This window comes from Archangium violaceum (assembly GCF_016887565.1).
Classification (GTDB): domain Bacteria; phylum Myxococcota; class Myxococcia; order Myxococcales; family Myxococcaceae; genus Archangium; species Archangium violaceum_B.
The window spans coordinates 1,736,999-1,756,043 of sequence record NZ_CP069396.1 but is presented as its reverse complement, the minus strand read 5'-3'; the positions used below and the strand labels follow the sequence as shown (position 1 = coordinate 1,756,043).

The window sequence follows — 19,045 nt, the reverse complement described above, 5'->3', positions numbered from 1 at the left end:
ATCGGAGACCGCTCGCCTGTCATTGGATACAAGAAAGAGGTGTTTTCTTCATGAATATATCCACCGGCAACGAGACTGACTGGGAGGCAGCGCCCGACCTCCTCGAAGGGTCCATGAAGCTGGAGCTCACTCCGGACGAGTGCGGCATGGAATACTGGCTGCAGGCGGTGGTCCAGGGGACGCTGCTCGGCCAGGTTCATGGGCATCTGCCCGACGCAACCGTCCCTCCATACCTCCTTGAACCTGGCCCGCTGCGGTCCGCCATCCTGGAAGAGTTCGCCTTTCGAACCGTCTCCGAGGAGATGGGCACGCGCGCGATCACTCATCTTGTCCGCACGGCGCCGACCGCGGCCACGATGGACTTCTACGCCACACAATTGCTCGACGAGGCGCGCCACGCCGCGGTGTTCCGCCGTCACCTTGTCGATCTGGGTATCGCGGAGAGTGACGTCCCCAAGCTCATCGATGAATTCGTGGGGGACAAGCGCGACAGCGTGCTCGTGCCGCTCGAGAAGTTCGCCCTCGACACGGTGGGAGGGCGGGACGATTTCATCGTCGGCGTCCTGATGTTGACCGTCATCGTGGAGGGTGTGCTCGCCCCCGCGTCGGAGTTGAGCGAGCGCAAGTGGAGGCTCCTCGACCCGCCGGCAGCGCAGACCGCCCGAGGCGCCAACATCGACGAGGTCCGCCATCTTTGCGTCGGCAGCGCCATCATACGAGACCACCTCCTGAAGCACCCGGAGGATCGCCCCCGCCTCCTCGCCCTGGTCGGCCAGGGGATGGAACTCTGGAAGACGGTGCCGATCCGCGATGTCATCGTGCGTCGCGAAGTGTTGTTTCAGCAGGGGATCCAGGAGCACGCGGAGTTCCTCAAGGACTACGAGATCGTCCGGGGCAGGCGGCTTATCGACACCGGTGTGGAGGAGCGACTCGAGCTCCAGATGGAATGGGCGGGCGCGATGCAGAGGACACGGCTCGCCTACATGGGGCTCATGCCCGCCAATGCGGCCGGCCAGGGCTTTTCATCCATATCCTTCAAGGGATGAGCATGAAAAACGTACTGCTCACCGGCGCCTCCAACGCCGTGGGAGCTCAAGTCCTCGAGCTCCTGGTGGAGAGGCACGACATCGCCCGCATCTACCTGCTCTCGCAGGGCGTGGCGAGCCCGCCGCCCTCCCTGGCAAGCGCCCGCTCCTCCGCGGCGGCGAAGGCCCAGGAGGTGCTGCCTCTCTCGGGCGACGTGCGGCTTCCCCGGCTCGGGCTGGACGAATGGGCGTTCGACGATCTCTGCGCCACCGTCGACACCATCTTCCACTGCGCCGAGCGAGCTGAAATCGACCAGGACCTCGAGAAGGCGCGGGAGGGGAACGTCCAGCCGGTGCGCACCTTGATCGCGCTGCTCGAGAAGGCTCGCGGCGCCCGGCTCGTCCACTTGTCGACCACTTGGGTCGCGGGGACGAAGAGGGGCCTGTTCACGGAGTTCGATCTGGATTGCGGGCAGGGCTTCTACAACGCCTACGAGCAGAGCAAACACGAGGCGGAGCGCCTTCTACGGGACTCCTCCATCTCCGGGCGGGTCACCGTGGTCAGGCGAAGCCTGGCCCTGGGCGGGCCCCAGCGCGGAGTCACCGCGGGGACGATGACGCTCGAATCCGTCATTCAATCGTTGCTCGGCGGGTGGCGAATCCTGGTCTCGGGGGATCCGCGCATCCGCGTGGACGTCATTCCCATGGAGTATCTGGCCGAGGGAGCGGTGGCCCTGGCAGACCACCCGGGGGCCGCCGGAAGGACGTGCCACCTCGTCGCAGGCTGGGAGAAGTCCTGGACGCTGCGGGAGCTGGTCGAGATGGTGCAGACCCGTTGCCGCACCGCCCAGCTCGGGTTTCTGCCTCCACTCCTGGCGTCCCTAGCGCGGCTGCTCAGCCGCTTGAGCTTCGGCCGGGTGGCGGCGTTTCCCGGTCGCTGGAGCTCACTCAAGCCCTACCTCCACCAGCGAAGCGTGTTCGACGGTTTTCTGGCCAGGAACCTGCTTGAGCCGCTCGGCGTCACCTGTCCGCCTCCCGACGCGTTCCTGGCACGGGTCCTTGACGCCGTCTCCGCGCGCTCGATCGCCATGAGGCTCATCCCGGGTGGACCTCATGCTGTGATTGAAAGGTGAACATCCATGGGCCTCTTGGAGAGAGAACGAGCAACGTTGGCCGAGTTGCTTCCCGGCCTGGATGAAACACTGGCGGCGATTCCCCTGGCGGAGCTGGAGCGCCCGGGCAATCCCTGCATCAGCCTGTTCCGGGCGGCCGGAGGGCCTGCCCTCGTCATCCCACGCGACCTGGGCGGCAAAGGAGCCACTCCGCTGCAGGCCGTGCGCGTTCAACGCGCCCTCGGAAGCCGCTCACCCTCTCTGGCGGTGGTGGCGACCATGCACAACTTCTCGATCGCGACGCTGGTGGAGTTTGGCGTCTTTGGTGCCGATGATTCGGGCGCCGCCGTGCTCTCCGCCATCGCGGAGGACAACCTGTTCATGGCCTCGGGCTTCGCCGAGGGCCGCAGCGGCGCGCACATCCTCGCCGCGACGATGCAGGCACGGGCGACGCCCGACGGGGGCTATCTCATCAGCGGAAGCAAGAAGCCGTGCTCGCTCACGTACTCGATGGATCTGCTGAGCGCGAGCGTCATGATCCAGAATCCCTCGGGCGGGGGCTCGCGCAGGGCGGTCGTGCTCGTCCCCGCGGACTCTCCTGGCCTCGAGCGCCGACCGTTCTGGCGGAGCTCTGTCATCACGGGCGCCGAGAGCGACGAGGTGATCCTCAACGACGTGCCGATCCCCGGGGATTGCCTGTTCTTTCCGGACGCCGAGGACCACCTCGATTCGGTCGAAGTCGCAGGCTACCTGTGGTTCCAGCTGCTCGTCACAGCTTCCTACCTCGGCACCGCCAGCGGCCTGGTCGAGCGCGTCATCGTCGCCGGCAAGGGCGGGGCCACGGAGCGGACCCTCCTGGGGATCGAGGTCGAGGCGGCAATGGAGGCGCTCGAGAGCGTCGCGCGCTCGATGATGGGCGAGCCCAAGCCGGAGCTCCTGCCCCGGGCGCTCCTCGTGCGCTATGCAGTGCAGTCGGCCATCGAACGGGCGACCATGCTCGCGGCCGAGGTGTTGGGTGGAATGGCATTCATCAGCTCGCCCGAGGTGGCTTACCTCATGGGGGCCTCCCGCGCGCTGGCGTTCCATCCGCCATCGCGGCTCAGCAGCGGCGCCGCGCTCGCGGGTTACCTTGCCGGTGAGCCGCTCAATAAGCTGTAGAATTGTAGAAGTGTGGAGTTATTCATGAACGAGCAAGTACATCGGATCCGCACGACGAGCGACTTCATGCTGGCGGCCTCCGAGTTTCCCGCGATCGGTGATGCGCGCGGCGTGGTCGTCCTGGGTCACGCGATGATGTGCAACCGATCGACCCTCGACCGTCCGCCGGGCAAGGGGCTCGCCAGCGCGCTCGCCATGGCTGGGCTGCATGTCTACACATTCGACTTCCGTGGGCACGGCCAGAGCGGCGCCACTGCTGGGGCGGGCGGCCGGTGGACCTACGACGATCTCGTCAACCACGACCTGCCTGCCGTGGTGGCATGGGCGCGCGCCCGCCACCCCGATCTCCGGCTCGGCGTCCTCGGACACAGCTTGGCCGGGCATGCCGCCCTGCACTGGCTTGGCCAGCACCCGGACGCCCCCGTGGACGCGCTCGTGCTCTATGCGGCGAATGTGTGGGTGCCAAGCTTCGACCCCTCCCGTCTGCGCTGGTTCAAGAAGCGCACCCTGCTGGCCCTCTGGCTCCTGGTGAGCCGGACGGTTGGCCATTACCCCGCCCGCCTCATGCGCACAGGCACCGACGATGAAGCGCTCGGGCTCGTCGCCGACTTCAATCGCTGGGCAGCGACCGACCGCTGCCTCCGCGAATCCGATGGCGCCGATTACCTGGCCGGTCGAGCCCGGGTCCGGCAGCCGGTGCTGGCCTATGTTGGCGAGAAGGACGACCTCCTCTGTCTCAGAGAGTGCTGCGAGCGCTACCTGGCGCCCGTCCCCGACCACACTCTCAAGAGCGTCTCAGCCGCGACACACATGTCGCTTGTGTTGAGCCACCGATCGCAACCGACCTGGGAGGAGACAGCGAAGTGGTTTCTCGAGAAGCTCGGGAAGTCGGCGTGAGGCGGGCTCAAGGATGTGACCATGATCTACCTCCCCGCGGCGCTCCTCATCTACATCGGGGCGACCTTGGTACGAGACCGCGCTGGCCAGGCGGGACCGCGGCCGGTTTTGATTCCCACGGTGCCGCACAAGAAGAGGATCAATCCAGTAAAGCCGCATGCCGCGGCACCAGATCTAAATCATTTCATCTTCGTTATCGCATACACCTCCGATTTCGACAGCCCTCCCCCGCGCTCGTCAGGCGCCGTAGCGGCGATGAACACCGTCGAACCCCAACTGGAGGAACTCGAGCGCGCGACGAGCGGCGAACTTCGCTTTGGCCTGCACCGAGGGGGTCGTGGCATAGCGATTGACCAGGAGCGCGCCCTCGTGGACGTGCTGCGGGTCGACGTCGGAGTGCACCGTCAGCCACGCCAGCGAGGATTTGTCGAGCGCCACGCCTTCGCGCCCGTTGTAGTATTGGAAGAGGGCGGGGCCGACGGACTCGATGATGTTCTTGGAGATGCCCTCCAGGCCCATGCACAGCGCCGCTCCGGCCTCGGCGACGTGCCCGTCGAACGCGAGCCGGCTGAGGTAGTCGTTGAGCGCCTGCATCTCGGGACATAGCTCGGTGGTCACGATCTGCTCTTCCGACAAGCCCCAGGCTGTTGCGAAGCGCATCCAGAGCTTCGGGTGGGTGCGCTCCTCGTAGAGATTGATCATGAGAGCGTCCCGGCACTCGGGGTTGTCGACCTTGCGCAGCAGCATGCCCAGCCACGCCGGGAACTGATTGACGTAATGGTACTGCTGCGAGACCCACGCGCGGCAATGCCTGAGCGAGAGCGAGCCCGTCGCGGCTTGCCTCAGGAAGGAGCAGTTGATCACTGCCTGCCGGAAAGGCTGGATGTACGCCGCGAGCTCATCGGCGAACGTCACCACAGCGCTGCTCGTGCCAAGATCCGCTTCCATTGACACCACTCCTTCGTCCTTGAAACACAGCAGGCGGCGATTCCCAAATGGGCCCTCATATTGGCAACATGTTTTTACTCGCCGAAAATCCCTCTTCCTCGCACAATCTAGAACCGCTACCGGGCTCACGACATGGCGTGGATCCATTTTGCGGAGCGGCGACCGGGGACGCAGGTTAGGTTTTCCTGGGCGGTGCAGCGCCCGCGCTCACCCATACAGCAGGCAGACGACAGCGCTCCTGCAACGGATTGGAAAGAGGCCGCTTCATGCATTGCGCAGTGTACCAGTCAATCGATGAGATCGGTCCGGACCGGATCGCCCCGCTGCAGGGCTCGCCGATCGATTTCTCGTACGGCCTCTTGCGGGCGCTCGAGCGTTCGCTATGGGGAGACCTCAAGATCCGCTATCTCAGCATCGAAGAGGGGGGAAGGGTCCTGGCGTTCATTCCGGTCAATATCGGAACGAACATCGCGTTCACCGCCGCCATGCCGACCCTGGTTCAGACCGGCTATCCGGCACTCGTCGACCGTCTGGGCCTCGCCGCCGCTTACAAGATCGCGGTGGTCGGCTCTCTCGTCTCGGACCGGGGCTTCATCCCGCTCCACCCTGATTGCGACCACGACGCGGTCATCGAATTGATGATCCGGGAGATTGACGCCCTGGCCCGGGAGGAGAAGGTCCAGGTCTGCTTCCTGAAGGATCTGCACCAGGATTTCCCGGGCCGCGTGCGCGTGCGCGCCGCCGGCTTCGTCGAATGCTACTCACTGCCGACAGTGAGGATCGATACCCACTTCAAGTCGTCGGATGACTACATCCAGAGCCTGAGCACGAACGGGCGCAGCCACGCTCGGCGGACGCTCCGCAAGGTGGGCAAGAACTTCACCCTGCGCGTGGTGACGGACTTCGCCTCCCTCATCCCTGACGTGTACCCGCTCTTCCGAGCCACATACATGAAGGCTCAGTTCAAGCTGGAAGAGCTCCCTCCTCAGTTCTTCGTCGAGTGCGGCCGCGCCCACCCCCCGAGCTCCGAGATGGTCCTTTGCGAGAAGGGCTCCCGCATCGTCGGCGCCTACCTCGTCCTCTACAACGCGGAGCAACAGCTGAACAAGAGGATCGGCATCGACTACACGGATGAGGAGAGCCCGGTCATCTATAATGTCTTGAACTACTATTGTATCATCCGCGCCATCGAACGCGGGATTCCCCTCTCATACCTCGGCCAGACAACGTACACGCCGAAGGTGAGGATGGGAGGCCGCCTGGAGGACCAGTTCATCTACGTGAAGGGGTACAATCTGGGCGTTCGGTTGAGCTTGCCGCTGCAGCGGGCGTGGATGAACCGCTATCGCACCCAGCAAGTCCACAAGCAGATGGAAGCGAGCGCTGATGCGCCAGCTAAATCCTTGTTCAGGAATCCACGAGGCAAGTGGCGCCAGGCGTGCAGCCGTGGCTGATTCATTGGACGTCGAGGAGACGTCCTGGCGCTGGAGGGAACCGGTGAAGCATCCCAGCCTTGAGACAACGTTTGGCTCCCCTGTCGCGGCCTCCGTGAGCGGGCCCAGGGTCCGCACCGCGCGCAGCCAGCGGCGGAGGGTTCTGCTGATCACGTCGCTCGGCGTGTTCATGGTCTCCCTGGACACGACGATCGTCAACGTCGCCTTCCCGGCGATACAAAGCACCTTTCCCGGCACGACGCAGGTGGCCCTGTCCTGGGTGCTCAACGCCTACTTCATCGTGTTCGCCGCGCTGCTGGTCAGCGCGGGTCGCGTGGCGGATCTCGTCGGGCGGCGCCGGGTCTTCTTCATCGGGCTGAACCTCTTCACGTTGGCATCGGGGCTCTGCGGTCTCGCGCCGACGGCATCACTGCTCATCGCGGCCAGGGCCCTTCAGGCGATCGGGGCGGCGGCGCTCATCCCCGCATCGCTGGCGTTGCTCCTTCCCGCGTTCGAGGTCTCGCGGCGCGCCACTGCGATCGGGTTATGGGGCGCCATCGCGGCGCTCGCCTCGGCACTGGGGCCCATCCTGGGGAGCGCTCTACTCGAATGGGCCAACTGGCGCTGGGCCTTCTTCATCAACCTGCCCGTGGGGCTCTTCGCGTGGCTGTGGGGCCGCAAGGTCCTCGACGAGTCCCGTGACCCGGACGCCGTGCACTGGCCCGATCTGGTCGGCGTGCTGGCCGCCATCGCGACGGTGGGCCTGTTCGCGCTGTGGATCATCCAGGGCGCCGCATATCCCTGGTTCGACCCGCGCCGGCTCGCCTCGTTGGCAGGCGTGATAGGGCTGTTTCCGCTGCTGATCTGGCGCTGCGCGCGGCACCCGTCTCCCGTGCTCGATCTCTCGCTCTTCCGGATACGCTCCTTCACGATCGCCAACCTCGCGACCCTGTTGTTCTCCGCGGCGTTCTTCTCCGCTCTGCTCGGGTACGTCCTGTTCCTTACCTCGGTCTGGCACTACCCGCCGCTGACCGCGGGGCTGGCCATCACGACAACGCCGATCGCCGCCGCGGTCGTCGCAGGGCCAGCCGGAGTGCTGGCGGATCGCTTCGGCCACCGCTGGATTGTGGTGACCGGCACGGTCGTGTTCGCGGTCGGCGCCGCCTGGCTCATTCTGCGCGTTGGCCCCGAGGTGGCCTACGTCAGGCATTGGCTCCCTGGCTCGTTGCTCATGGGTGCAGGCGTCGGGATGGCCTTCCCGACGCTCTCCAGCGCCTCCATGTTGGCGCTGCCGCCGGCGCGCTTTGCCGTCGGCAGCGCAGTGAACGTGACGAGCCGCCAGTTGGGAGGGGTCCTTGGCGTGGCCATCTTGATCGTCCTGCTCAGCCGGCCGTCGACGGGAGAGCCGGCGGAGATGCAGTTCCGCGCGGGCTGGATCTTCATGGGCCTCATCTCACTTGCCGCCGGCCTGGTCAGCCTTGCCCTTGGAGGCAAGGCACATGGGGATTCACGCGGAGAATAGCCATCCACGGCCACGTACAACCACTTCATCGCCCCCGGAGCGGATTTCGTAGGGGGTATTGCAGCGGGTCCGGGGCAGCTCCTGTTCCAGGTGGGCCGCTCCCGGCGGAAAGGCAGGCGCGGCGTCCCCCCACCCGTGACAGGCCAAGACCATGGATATGCCCAACGCTCTGCCCATCGATGTCCCTCAGCCGGCCCGCGTCGCTGTATGGAAGCGCAGGCCGCGAGGAAGGTGGGTCATCCTGGCGGGAGGGCTCCTCTACTGGAGGCTGCACCCTCGGCGGCTGGTCGCCGTCCAGGTGGTGCGGGGCATGGCGGTCGAAGCGGTCCATGCCAACGGGACCGTCGCGGCGAAGGACCGGGTCGACATCCGGGCGCGGGCCGCTGGGCCGCTCATGCGCCTCCTGGTGCGGGAGGGCGATGTCGTAGAGAAGGATCAATTGCTCGCCCTCATCGACACGCCGACACTGGAGCGCGCAACCCGCGCTCCCCTGCTGGACGGGAACGGATACCCTCACCCCGTCCCTCTCCCGGAGGGAGAGGGGTGGGTGGGGGATGGGTGGTTAGCGTCTGGGTTGGCGTCTTTCCGCGATTCCGTTCGCCAGTTTGACCTGCTGCTTCCAGTGACCGTAGAGCCGGCCCTGTGAGGCCAGCCGGTCCAGTTCCCTCCGCGTCTCGTCGTCCACCGCGCCCGGCGCCGCATCCCGGTACGGCGTCCCCGGCAGCGGCATGAACGTGTGCCCGTGCACCTTCGCCCCCAGGTCCGCCAGCCGCTTCATCAGCTCCAGCGTCGCCCTCACGTCCTCCGGCGCCTCGCCCGGCAGCCCGAGGATGAAGTCCACGTTCGGCACGAACCCCGCCTCCACCGCCAGGCTCGCCGCCCTCACCACCGTCTCCACGTCGTGCCCCCGGTGACTCGCCTGGAGAATCCGCTCGCTCCCCGACTGCCCTCCGATGATGAGGTTGTCGTTGTCCACGTAGCGCTTGAGCAGCGCCAACGCCTCGGGCGTCACGTGCTCCGGTCTCACCTCCGAGGGGAAGGTCCCGTAGAACACCCGCCCCTCCGGGCCCATCGCCTCGCGCACCGCCGCCAGCAGCCGCTCCAGTGCCTCCAGATTCACCGACTCGTCCGGCGAGCCGTACGACATGGACGTCGGCGTGATGAAGCGCACGTCCCGCTTGCCCGCCTTCCTCAACACCCGCGTCCAGTGCGCGATGTTCTCCACGCTCCGGTGCCGGAAGCGCGCCTTGCTCATGAAGGGCGTCTGGCAGAACCGGCACGCGTAGATGCAGCCCCGTGTAATCTCGATCGCCCCGAACTTCGCGTGCCCCGCCGCGAACGGCGGGTACGTGTCCAGCACCACGCCCTCGCTCCGCCCCTGCGGCACCATCCGCCCCTCCACCAACCGGGCCATGCCCCGCGTCTGTCTCGGGTCCTCGCCGCGCACCAGCCGGCCGAGCAGCTCCAACAACACCGGCTCGCCTTCGCCCACCGCCACCAGATCGAAGCCCGCTCGCAGCGTCTGCTCCGTCTCCGCCGTGGCGTGCACCCCGCCCGCGATGCACAGCACCTCGCGGCCCTCCAGCCGCTCACGCAGCCACGCCAGCTCCTCGACCGCTCCGGGGAAGCTCGCCGAGTAGAACGACCACGCCACCACCACCCGGTACCCCTCATCGTGGCACTGGCGCACCGCCGTCAGCAGCGACTCCCGGTCTCTGGGGAAGCGCAGGGCCACGTCCCGCCCCACCGCGTCCGCCTCCACCGCCCCCGCGAGGACGGTGAGCGCGTACTTGCCCGGGTACTGGTAGCTCAGGACGAGCGCGACCTTGTTCTTGGTGGAGGACATCTCGTCGAAAATTAACACGCTCCACCAGCCGACAGAGCCATTGTCGCACCCCTCGCGGGCGGACCAACCCTCGCTAGACTGGTCGCATCCTCCCTGGAGGTCCGATCATGACGGCTCACCGCGAGTGGATGTTCGGCACCAACCGAGTGCGCTTCGAACCTCCTGACCTGGTCGTCGCGAAGTACTCCGGCCTCACCAGCCTCGAGGAGGCCCGGCGCACCACCGCCATCTACCGCGAGCTGGGCTCGCAGCAGCCCTTCTTCCTCATCGTGGACGTCGCCGAGTCCGAGCTCGACAAGAAGGCCCGCGAGCACTTCATCCAGAACCTGCGCACCGAGTGGCTCCTCGGCGTGGTGTACGTCGGCGCGGGCTTCGTGCAGAAGGCCGCCACCAAGGCCATGGCCATCGCCATCTACGTCACCGGCAAGTCGCACCTCGACTTCCTCTTCGCCAACACCGAGGCGGAGGCGCGCGCCCTCTACGAGCGCAAACGCAAGGAACAGGTGCACGTGGCCTGAGAGCCCTCTCGCCCCGGCCCCTCAGTTCCGCGGCCGAGCCAGGGGCGCACGCGCGCCGGAGAAGGTCATCACCTCCAGCGGGAGGCCGGAGGCCTGGTTCGCGACCTGATCCGTACCACTCCGGCGCCGTGTCTCGGCACCCGCGGAGACACCGGACAGGCCCAGCCCCAGGCCGCGGCGGATGACGCGCTCGCTCCGGAGCACGTCGGCCAGCAGCCGGCGGTGGCCATCGAGCCCCAAGGCGCGCAGCTGCGCGTGCAGGGCCAGCGCGCCTCCCGTCTCCAGCGCTCGCAGTCCCACCGAGTGCAGATCCACCCCATCCCTCAGCAGGAAGAGGCCCGCCGGGTACGAGGCCCGCCCCAGCCACCGGAAGTCGAGCCCCACCGAATCCGCCAGGTGCAGGTGCCGCACCCGCGTCCGGATGTGCGCGAGCGCCTCCAACACCAGGGGCTCGAAGCCGAGCGGGTTGGCCTGGAAGTCATAGTCGTTGAAGACGCCATAGAGCCCGCCCCACGCCGCGTCCGCATGGAGGTGCACGGGCCTCAGCCCATGGCGTGTGGTGAGGCTGTCCGCCACCTCACGCAGCTCCTGCAGGTCATCCAGGGCGCACGCGCCCTCGCTGCCGGTGGTCGCCACCACATAGGCGGGCACGTCCCCACCGCAAGCAACGGCCCGCATCTTGTCGTGCAGATCCGACGGATCCATCGCGCCATCCTTGCGCGTCCTCACGCGGATGAGGTGGTAGCCCCCAATCCCCGTGGTCTCCACCGCCTCGCTCAGGGCCTCGTGCCCCGCCTCCGAGGCGAAGCAGTAGAGGTTGCGCGGCACGCCCTTCCTCCGGGCCGTGGGAGCCTGCCTCGCGATGGCCATGCGCAACCCCGCCAGCACCGCCGCGCGCGCACCCCAGACGGTGAAGCCCTGACTCCGCTCGGCGTCGTAGCCCACCACCCGCGCCACCATGGCGACGACGCGCGACTGCGCCTCATCCGCCAGCAGGCCCTCCTCCTGCCGCGCCCCACCACCGCTCGCGAGCACCGCGGACACCGCGCCGAGCAGCCCGGGCAGGTTCACCCCGGACGGCGCCCCCTTCATCAGGAACAGCAACTGCTCCACCACCACGTCCAGGCTCTCGCCCCTCACGGGCAGCTCGCGCGGGTCCACTCGGCGCCCATCATCCAGCGCGCTCATCCGCCCCCATTTCTCCGCGAGCACCGCCGACTCATGCCCCACGCCCGCCGGGACGAGCAGCCGCTCCAGCGCGACCAGCCACAGCCGCCTCTGCTCAGGCGTGAAACCCTCCGCGGAAAACAGATGCTCCAGGACGTGGATGGAAGAGCTCATGATGTGGCGGCGCATCTACCGGCCGGGTGATCTCCTGTCGAGTGACGAATGATCGACACCCAGCGCGGTCCTAATGGGGCCGCACTCCGCGCGTCACCCATCTTCGCCATGCCTCGCACTCCCCGTCATTCCCTCAGGGAATGAGAGGCCCTGAATCACTTGCATGGGCCCGATGTAGGTGGACTACCCTCAGCAGCCCAGGGGGAGGTCAGTGCATGGATCACACGACCCAGGTCGAGCTCATCCGCCGCATCCAGGAGCACCTGCGTACGGGCACCACACAGATGGAGGCCGAGGAGTCCCGCCTTCCCGTGGAGAGCTACTTGCGCGCGGACCGGCTGGAGGCCGAGCGGGAGACCCTCTTCCAGCGCCGCCCGCTGCTGGTGGCACACGTCTCGCAATTGCCGGAGCCCGGGGACTACCTCACCCATGACGTGAGCGGCCTGCCGCTGCTCATCTGCCGTACCCCCTCGGGCGAGCCCGTCGCCTTCCTCAACGTCTGCCGTCACCGGGGCACCCGGCTGGTGGAGGAGGCGTGCGGCCGACACAAGCACGCCTTCGTCTGCCCCTATCACGGCTGGACGTATGACACCGAGGGCAGCCTGCGCGCCGTGCCACACGAGGTGGGCTTCCCCAGCCGCCCCTCCGAGAACGTGGGGCTGGTGCGCGTGTCCCTCGCCGAGCGCTTCGGCTTCCTCTGGGCCCAGGGCCGCAAGGACTCGCGCTTCGCCGCCGACTGCTTCCTCGCCCCCGTCGCCGCCGAGCTCTCCAGCTACGGGCTGCACACCCATGTGGTGTACCGACCCCAGCGGCTCGAGCTGAGACTCAACTGGAAGCTGGCCATCGAGATCTTCCTCGAGGCCTACCACGTGAAGCACGCGCACCGGACCTCCATCTACCCGCTCTTCATCGACAACATGGGGCTGGTGGACCGGCTGTCGCCACACCTGCGCTGCGTCTTCCCCAAACGCACCGTGCGCGACCTGGTGGGGACACCCGAGGAGGAGTGGCGGCTGCGCATGCACGCCAACATCCTCTACTTCGTCTTCCCCAACACGCTGCTGCTGGTGCAGCCGGACCACGTCACCGTCACCACCGTGTACCCGGTGGATCTGGATCGCACGGAGCTGCGCACCTTCACGCTCATCCCCGAGGCCCCCACCAGCGAGAAGGCCACCCGGTACTGGGACAAGAACGTCGACATCCTGCTGCAAGCGGTGCACGAGGACATCCGCATGGGCGAGTCCATCCAACGCGGACTGCGCTCGGGCGCCAACGCCTCCCTGCGGCTGGCCCGCTTCGAGCAGGGCCTGCGCTACTTCCACGAGGCCATGGACCAGGCGCTCGGAGTCCGCGGTTAGCCGCCTTCCACCACCCCGCGCAGCTCGCGGAACAGCCGCGCCAGCGCCGCCGGTGTGTAATGGGCATTCAACCCGCTCGGGTTGGGCAGCACCCAGACGCGCGTCTCGCCCAGCGACTCCGGCTGTAGCCCCAGCGAGGCCCCGGGGTGTCGGAAGGCCGTGCGCCAGGCGCCGATTCCCAGCACCGCCAGGTACCGGGGACGGTAGCGCCGCACCTTCGCCGCCAGCCTCCGCCCGCCCTCGGCGAGCTCCTCCGCCGTCAGGACATCCGCCGAGACGGTGGCCCGGTCCACCACGTTGGTGATGCCCAGCCCGAGCCGTGGCAGCTCGTCCTGCTCGTGGGGTGCCAGCAACCGGTCCGTGAAACCCGAGGCATGCAGCGCCGGCCAGAAGCGATTGCCCGGTCTGGCGAAGTGGTAGCCCACCACCGCCGAGTACACGCTGGGGTTGATGCCGCAGAAGAGGACCTTCAGCCCGGAACCGAGCAGATCCGGCATCGTCCTCCCCACCGCGGCGAGGAGCTCTTCCTTCGTGGGCCTCCGAGGTGACTTCAGGCGTTCCTCCCGTGACCTGAACCTATACCGTCTCCTCGGCGTCGGCATCCCCGGCCGGATGGTGAACCGGTGGACGGGAGCCCCACCCCGAGCCCCCTCCCCTGGCCGGCGGGCGGTTACAGTCGAGCCACCATGCGCACCCTCGACATCAAGGATGGGCAGATCGCCTCGGTGCTGGTCGCCGAGGAGCTCGCCACGAGTCAGAGCGACAGTCTGGACATCATGGTCCGCCTGAAGGACGGACGCCGCTTCGGACTCACCCTCCTCACCCCCGAACACCTGCGGCGCCAGCTCGACCAGGCGCTCTCCCTGGTGACCCCCGGGATGGTCCTCGTGAAGAACTTCTCCGACGAGGCCATCATCGACGCGGTGCGCTCGGCCATGCGCCAGGACATCGAGCGCCTGGGCGTGCTGCAACCGCTCATCAATCAGTGAGCGCCACGAGCTGCTCCCAGACCGCGCGCACGTGCCGCTCCTCGGTGCGCGACGAACCAATGGCCATGCGCAGCACGTAGCGCGCGGGCGCACCCTCCACCCCGGGCAGCACCGTGTGCGTGAGGAAGGCCTTCCCGCTCGCGTTCAGCCGCTCCAGCAGCTGGCGATTGCGCGCGTCCGTGGCCGCGGACTCCTCGCCCGGCCTCGGCCGCAGCCGGAAGCACACCAGGGCCAGCGAGCGCGGCACGGCCAGCTCGAAGCGTGCGTCCGCTTCCACCCAGGAGGCGAACAGCTCCGCCTGTCGCACGTGCTCGCGGATGTAGGCCCGCAGCCCCTTGGCGCCATAGTGGCGCAGCACGAACCACAGCTTCAGCGCGCGGAAGCGGCGGCCCAGCGGAACCTGCCAGTCGCGGTAGTCGATGACCGCGCCGCTCGCGGTGGCCGCGTTGCGCAGGTACTCCGGCATGACACTGAGCGCCTCCAGCAGGGCCTTGCGGTCTCGCGTGTAGAAGGCGTTGCAGTCGAAGTTGGTCAGCAGCCACTTGTGCGGATTGAAGGCGAAGGAGTCCACGTCCTCCAGCCCCCGCAGCATGTCCCGGTGCTCGGGGCAGACGAGCGCGGAGCCCGCCCAGGCCGCGTCCACGTGCAGCCAGCCGCCCGAGCCGGTGAAGCCCGTCCGCTCCAACACCCCTTGGAGGGCGGGCAGCGGGTCCATGGCCCCCGAGGAGGTGGTGCCCAGCGACGCGCACACGAAGAAGGGCTGACGGCCCGCGGCCAGGTCCTCGCGGATGGCCTTCTCCAGCAGCTCCGGGCTCAGCGCGCACCGCGCATCCGTTCCGAGCGAGCGCAGGTGCACGTTATCCGACACGCCACGCACCACGCCGGACAGCATGGCCGCCTTCAACACGGACGAGTGTGCCTGCGTGGAGGTGTAGGCCACCAGCTCCGCCTCGCGGCCGAGCCTGGCACGCACCCGCTCGCGCGCCGCCACCATGGCCACCAGGGTGGCCTCGCTCGCCGTCCCCTGGATGACGCCACCGCCAGTGCCCGAGTCCGAGCGGAAGGAGGCCGGCAACGCCGTCAGCTCGGCCAACCAGTCCAGCACGCGCGTTTCCATCTCAGTGGCTGCGGGGCTGGTGGACCAGAGCATGCCCTGCACGCCCAGGCCGGCGGACAGCAGCTCGCCGAGTACCGCGGGCCCGGAGGCGTTCGCGGGGAAGTAGGCGAAGAAGGAAGGCGACTGCCAATGCGTGATGCCAGGCAGCACCACGTTCTCCAGGTCGCGGAAGACGGACTCCCAGCCCGCCTCACCGCCCAGGCCCTCCTCGGGCGGGTGCTCGGGGAGCTTCGCCATCACCTCGCCCGGCGCCACCGCCGCGCGCACCGGAAAGGACTCCAGCCGGGACCAGTAGTCGGCGATCCAATCCACCATCCGGTGGCCCAGTCGCCGGAACTCCTCGGAGCTCAGGTGGGGCACCGCTCCTTCACGCGCGTCGCTCATCTCGGTGTCTCCTCTCGGGCGTCGCGCCCCTCATACGACGGCCCCCGCGCGACGGGTAGCACCGAGTACCAAGGGCCTACCGGCGCCGCACGCGCCGCAGCAGTCCACCCAACCCCAGCAGTGCCACCGCCCAGAGCGGTCCGCCCGCGCTCGAGCAACCGAAGCGCGAGGGCTCCTCCGGGAACGTCGAAGGGGGGGAGCCATCGGGCCACGGAGAGGAGGAGCCGACGGGTGGCGGCTCTTCACTCGGAGGAGACGAAGAGCCCCCTCCTGGCGGAGTGCCCGCGTCAGGTGCCGGCGCGGGTGCGGGCGGCAGCACGTCGTCCAGCCGCGTCGCCTGCACGAAACCATCGTGGTACACGACGCCCACCGGCTGCACGGTGTCGCTGCGGTACAGGCCCAGCTTCAGGTAGATGCCATCGCCCGGATACATCGTCGCGTGCATGTACCGGGGCAGCACCCGCTGACCGTTGTGCCACAGCTCGACGAAGCCCACGCTCGGGTCCGACGACCACTTCACGTGGAAGATGAAGTCCTGCCAGACGCCGCGCTCCAGCTTCGTCTTCCAGGGTGTCGCGCTGTCGGTGAGCGTGAGGCGAAGCTCCTCGCCGTAGACGAAGAACTCCACTGGAGGAGAGCCGCAGCAGCCATTGTGGTGCCACTGGGTGAAGACCTGCCACGTCTTCACGCTGGGGAAGTCCGGCGCGAACATCACCTGCCAGCGGTAGTAGTACTCCGAGCCCTCCAGCTCACGACCCTTGTAGACGAGCTCGTTGCGGTTGCCGCTGGAGTTGATGGGGTCATCCCCCTGCCTCACCGTGGCCTTGAGCGCGTAGCGCCCCTGGAGCACCGGGGACTGCACCACCTGGAGCCGGTCCGCGCTCATCCACTGGTAGCTCGAGTACTGGCCGAGGTCCCCCGTCTCGAAGTCGCCCTTCCAGACGACTCCGGCCCATGACAGACCCGGCATCAGCACGGCGAGAAGTGAAACCAGGAGTTCTCTCAAGGGCTCCCTCGCTAATGTTTTGCACCCAACGGCGAGGGCCTACGGTCCCACGTTCCACCTTTATTTCAAGCGACTGTTATTTCTTTTGCCTTGACAGCAGAGCGGGCGAGCGGAGAGGCGTCTGCCTCCCGGCGATCGTCTTTCCGGAGACGAAAATTCTCATGAGACCCAGCGGCCAGCCGAGCGAGCGGGGGCCAACGCGGCGCGTCGACACAGGAGGCCATCCAGGCGGCTGACTGGATGCAGGGCTGGTGTATGGTGCGCTCCCTCTGTGGTGACTCCATGCGAGGAGACACCCGGGTGCTCCCATGCTCGTCTTGCGCGATGTCCAGAAGACCGACCTGCCCGGCCTGAAGCGGCTCGCCGCGGTGCTCAACACCGTCAACCTGCCCAACAACGAGGAGACGCTCGAGGCCATCATCGACAAGTCCGTGAAGAGCTTCGCGGGCAAGGTGAAGAATCCCTTCGAGCGCGAGTACCTCTTCGTCCTGGAGGACGTGCGCAACGAGCTCATCATCGGCACGTCGATGATCATCGCGCAGCACGGCACCTACGAGTCGCCGCACATCTACTACGACGTGTCCGAGCGCGAGCACTACTCGGCCAGCATCGGCCGGCACTTCCGGCACAAGGTGCTCTCCATCGGCTACAACTACGAGGGCCCCACGGAGATTGGCGGCCTGGTGGTGGACCCGCCCTACCGCGCCACGCCGGACAAGCCCGGCAAGCAGCTGTCCTACGTGCGCTTCCTCTTCATGGCCATGCACAGGCGCATCTTCCGCCCGCGCGTGCTGGCCGAGCTGCTGCCGCCGCTGCTGCCGGATGGGCGCAGCCTGCTCTGGGAGGCGTGCGGCAAGAAGTTCACCGGCCTCACCTACCAGGAGGCGGACCGCCTCAGCCGGCAGAACAAGGAGTTCATCAAGGAGCTCTTCCCCTCCTCGGACATCTACGCGTCGCTCTTCCCGGACCGCGTACAGAAGGTGCTCGGCGAGGTGGGTCCCAACACCCAGGGCGTGCAGCGGATGTTGGAGCGCGTGGGGTTCCGCTACGTGGAGCGAATCGATCCATTCGACGGTGGCCCCCACTTCGAGGCCAACCTGGCGGACATCACCCTGGTGCGACGCTACCGCTCGGTGAAGCTGGCCGAGCAGGACTTCGAGATGGAGGGGGATGACGTGCTCGTCTCCTTCGAGCGCGAGTCGGGGCGCAACCGCTTCCGCGCGGTGCGCACCACGGCCCGGCTGGACGACAAGAACGCGTACCTGCCGGCGCGGGCCAAGGAGCTGCTGGACGCGCCCGCGGGCGCGAAGCTGTCCGTCATTCCCTTCGACTGAGACGCACCACGCGGTGCTCACCGCGCAGCAGCGCCAGCCACCGCTCCCCGGCCTCCACCGAAGGCGCTCCCGGCCGGGCCACCGCGAGCGGCAGATGCGTCTCGGGGGTGACGGGGTCCAACGAGGTGGGATCCAGTTCCAACGTACCGCCCCCCACGAGGCCCACGCGCACCCAGGCATGAGGCCGGGCGGGGCCTCCGTCCACGACGAGCAACCCGTGCACCAGCGCCACTCGCTGCCCGCGCGCCGCCGCCCGGGCCGCGAAGCGTGACGCATGCGCCAGACACCCGCCCGCCTCGCCCTCACCGTCCTCACGGAAGTCCGCGGCGCCCGGGCCCTTCTCCGCGAAGGCCGCATGAACCTCCGCCGCGAGCGCCCGCGCCTCCAACGCCCGCCAGGCCGTCAGCCATCCTGGGCGCGGCTCCGCGGGCCATGCGGGCGAGAAGGCGAGCGGACCGGACTCCCCCTCCACGGGCAGGCCCTCCGCGAAGAGCTCCGGGGGAGGCCTCAGCCGCTGTCCTGGCGGCACGGCGGTGAAACGCGCTTGCCCCACCTCCAGCACCACCATCCGTCCGTGCTCGTCATGGTGCGCGGTGAAGGGCTGGCCGAGCAGTGTGCCCTCCACCACGGCCCCCCGAACGGCGGTGACACAGTGCGGCCCCTCCCGACCGGAGAGTTCCTCCCGCCCCGTCACGCACCCGAGGACAGGGGGGCCTCGCCACAACCACAGCGCCTGAGGAACGCTCGTGCGCCCCACCACCGTGCCTCCGGGTTGGAGTTCCAAGGAGACCTCCCGGACGCTCTCCCCGACGTGCGTCCCTCGGGTGTGCAGGTGGCGAGAGGTGTAGGTGAAGCGTCTTGCCTCGGAGTCGAGAGACAGGGTGACGGTCCCCACGGGGACGCCCCTCCAGGCGAAGACGAAGCGGGCGCTCTCCACCGGGGAGGGGGCGGATGGCACTCCCCCCGCGGGAAGAGCGAGCAGGAGCAAGGGAGCGAGCACGAGCACCCCCTCAGTCTGTGCCGAATTGAAGACCCGAGCGAGAATGCGGGCTAC

General features: G+C 67.9%; 18 protein-coding genes. 11 read left to right on the top strand and 7 right to left on the bottom strand.

The window, feature by feature from the left end; all coding sequences use genetic code 11:
• Positions 1 to 113 precede the first annotated feature (113 nt).
• From JRI60_RS07495 to JRI60_RS07480, 4 genes are read left to right on the top strand one after another with little or no spacing between them, the layout of a single operon-like run.
• Positions 114 to 1,046 carry a hypothetical protein gene (locus JRI60_RS07495; RefSeq protein ID WP_204225162.1) on the top strand — a complete coding sequence of 311 codons (933 nt, stop codon included), beginning with the start codon at positions 114 to 116 and terminating at the stop codon, positions 1,044 to 1,046.
• Positions 1,047 to 1,048: 2 nt separating this feature from the next.
• Positions 1,049 to 2,158, top strand: coding sequence for an SDR family oxidoreductase (locus JRI60_RS07490; protein WP_204225161.1), 1,110 nt, complete (start codon positions 1,049 to 1,051; stop codon positions 2,156 to 2,158).
• A 36-nt stretch (positions 2,159 to 2,194) separates the two neighbouring features.
• A complete protein-coding gene (locus tag JRI60_RS07485; protein ID WP_204225160.1) occupies positions 2,195 to 3,295 on the top strand; it encodes an acyl-CoA dehydrogenase family protein in 1,101 nt (366 codons plus the stop codon).
• Between the two features lie 24 nt (positions 3,296 to 3,319).
• The gene (locus JRI60_RS07480) at positions 3,320 to 4,192 is read left to right on the top strand and encodes an alpha/beta fold hydrolase (protein WP_204225159.1); all 873 of its coding nucleotides are present in this window, start codon (positions 3,320 to 3,322) and stop codon (positions 4,190 to 4,192) included.
• 237 nt (positions 4,193 to 4,429) lie between these two features.
• Here the strand turns inward: JRI60_RS07480 and JRI60_RS07475 are convergent, their stop codons facing one another.
• A complete protein-coding gene (locus JRI60_RS07475) occupies positions 4,430 to 5,140 on the bottom strand; it encodes a TenA family transcriptional regulator (RefSeq protein ID WP_204225158.1) in 711 nt (236 codons plus the stop codon).
• A gap of 266 nt (positions 5,141 to 5,406) precedes the next feature.
• Between JRI60_RS07475 and JRI60_RS07470 the strand changes: the two genes are divergently transcribed.
• The 3 genes from JRI60_RS07470 to JRI60_RS55060 all read left to right on the top strand — a co-directional run bounded on the left by JRI60_RS07470 (position 5,407) and on the right by JRI60_RS55060 (position 8,741).
• A complete protein-coding gene (locus JRI60_RS07470; RefSeq protein WP_204225157.1) occupies positions 5,407 to 6,594 on the top strand; it encodes a peptidogalycan biosysnthesis protein in 1,188 nt (395 codons plus the stop codon).
• Positions 6,595 to 6,637: 43 nt separating this feature from the next.
• Positions 6,638 to 8,095, top strand: coding sequence for a DHA2 family efflux MFS transporter permease subunit (locus JRI60_RS07465; RefSeq protein WP_204225156.1), 1,458 nt, complete (start codon positions 6,638 to 6,640; stop codon positions 8,093 to 8,095).
• A 151-nt stretch (positions 8,096 to 8,246) separates the two neighbouring features.
• On the top strand, positions 8,247 to 8,741 hold the full coding sequence (locus tag JRI60_RS55060; protein ID WP_204225155.1) for a biotin/lipoyl-binding protein: 495 nt from the start codon (positions 8,247 to 8,249) through the stop codon (positions 8,739 to 8,741).
• Here the strand turns inward: JRI60_RS55060 and JRI60_RS07455 are convergent.
• Entirely contained in the window at positions 8,658 to 9,941 is a 1,284-nt protein-coding gene (locus JRI60_RS07455; RefSeq protein WP_204225154.1) for a TIGR04013 family B12-binding domain/radical SAM domain-containing protein, read from the bottom strand. The genes JRI60_RS55060 and JRI60_RS07455 overlap by 84 nt on opposite strands.
• Positions 9,942 to 10,048: 107 nt before the next feature.
• On the opposite strand from JRI60_RS07455, the gene JRI60_RS07450 reads away from it, so the two are divergent.
• Positions 10,049 to 10,459, top strand: coding sequence for a hypothetical protein (locus JRI60_RS07450; RefSeq protein WP_204225153.1), 411 nt, complete (start codon positions 10,049 to 10,051; stop codon positions 10,457 to 10,459).
• Positions 10,460 to 10,480: 21 nt separating this feature from the next.
• On the opposite strand, the gene JRI60_RS07445 is transcribed toward JRI60_RS07450, so the two are convergent.
• Positions 10,481 to 11,800, bottom strand: coding sequence for a pyridoxal-dependent decarboxylase (locus JRI60_RS07445; protein WP_204225152.1), 1,320 nt, complete (start codon positions 11,798 to 11,800; stop codon positions 10,481 to 10,483).
• 215 nt (positions 11,801 to 12,015) lie between these two features.
• On the opposite strand from JRI60_RS07445, the gene JRI60_RS07440 reads away from it, so the two are divergent.
• On the top strand, positions 12,016 to 13,161 hold the full coding sequence (locus JRI60_RS07440; protein WP_204225151.1) for an aromatic ring-hydroxylating oxygenase subunit alpha: 1,146 nt from the start codon (positions 12,016 to 12,018) through the stop codon (positions 13,159 to 13,161).
• Here JRI60_RS07440 and mug read toward each other — a convergent pair.
• Positions 13,158 to 13,658 (bottom strand): G/U mismatch-specific DNA glycosylase, encoded by a 501-nt coding sequence (mug, locus tag JRI60_RS07435; RefSeq protein WP_204225150.1) that lies wholly within the window; start codon positions 13,656 to 13,658, stop codon positions 13,158 to 13,160. The genes JRI60_RS07440 and mug overlap by 4 nt on opposite strands.
• Positions 13,659 to 13,847: 189 nt before the next feature.
• On the opposite strand from mug, the gene JRI60_RS07430 reads away from it, so the two are divergent.
• Positions 13,848 to 14,150, top strand: coding sequence for a hypothetical protein (locus JRI60_RS07430; RefSeq protein WP_204225149.1), 303 nt, complete (start codon positions 13,848 to 13,850; stop codon positions 14,148 to 14,150).
• On the opposite strand, the gene JRI60_RS07425 is transcribed toward JRI60_RS07430, so the two are convergent.
• A complete protein-coding gene (locus JRI60_RS07425) occupies positions 14,140 to 15,651 on the bottom strand; it encodes a pyridoxal-dependent decarboxylase (RefSeq protein WP_204225148.1) in 1,512 nt (503 codons plus the stop codon). The genes JRI60_RS07430 and JRI60_RS07425 overlap by 11 nt on opposite strands.
• Positions 15,652 to 15,727: 76 nt before the next feature.
• Positions 15,728 to 16,657: a polysaccharide lyase gene (locus JRI60_RS07420; RefSeq protein ID WP_239470394.1), complete on the bottom strand. Its 930-nt coding sequence runs from the start codon at positions 16,655 to 16,657 to the stop codon at positions 15,728 to 15,730.
• 308 nt (positions 16,658 to 16,965) lie between these two features.
• On the opposite strand from JRI60_RS07420, the gene JRI60_RS07415 reads away from it, so the two are divergent.
• A complete protein-coding gene (locus JRI60_RS07415; RefSeq protein WP_204225147.1) occupies positions 16,966 to 17,991 on the top strand; it encodes an arginine N-succinyltransferase in 1,026 nt (341 codons plus the stop codon).
• Here JRI60_RS07415 and JRI60_RS07410 read toward each other — a convergent pair.
• On the bottom strand, positions 17,975 to 18,997 hold the full coding sequence (locus JRI60_RS07410; RefSeq protein WP_430384369.1) for a transglutaminase domain-containing protein: 1,023 nt from the start codon (positions 18,995 to 18,997) through the stop codon (positions 17,975 to 17,977). The two genes, JRI60_RS07415 and JRI60_RS07410, sit on opposite strands and share 17 nt — an antisense overlap.
• Between the last annotated feature and the right edge of the window lie 48 nt (positions 18,998 to 19,045).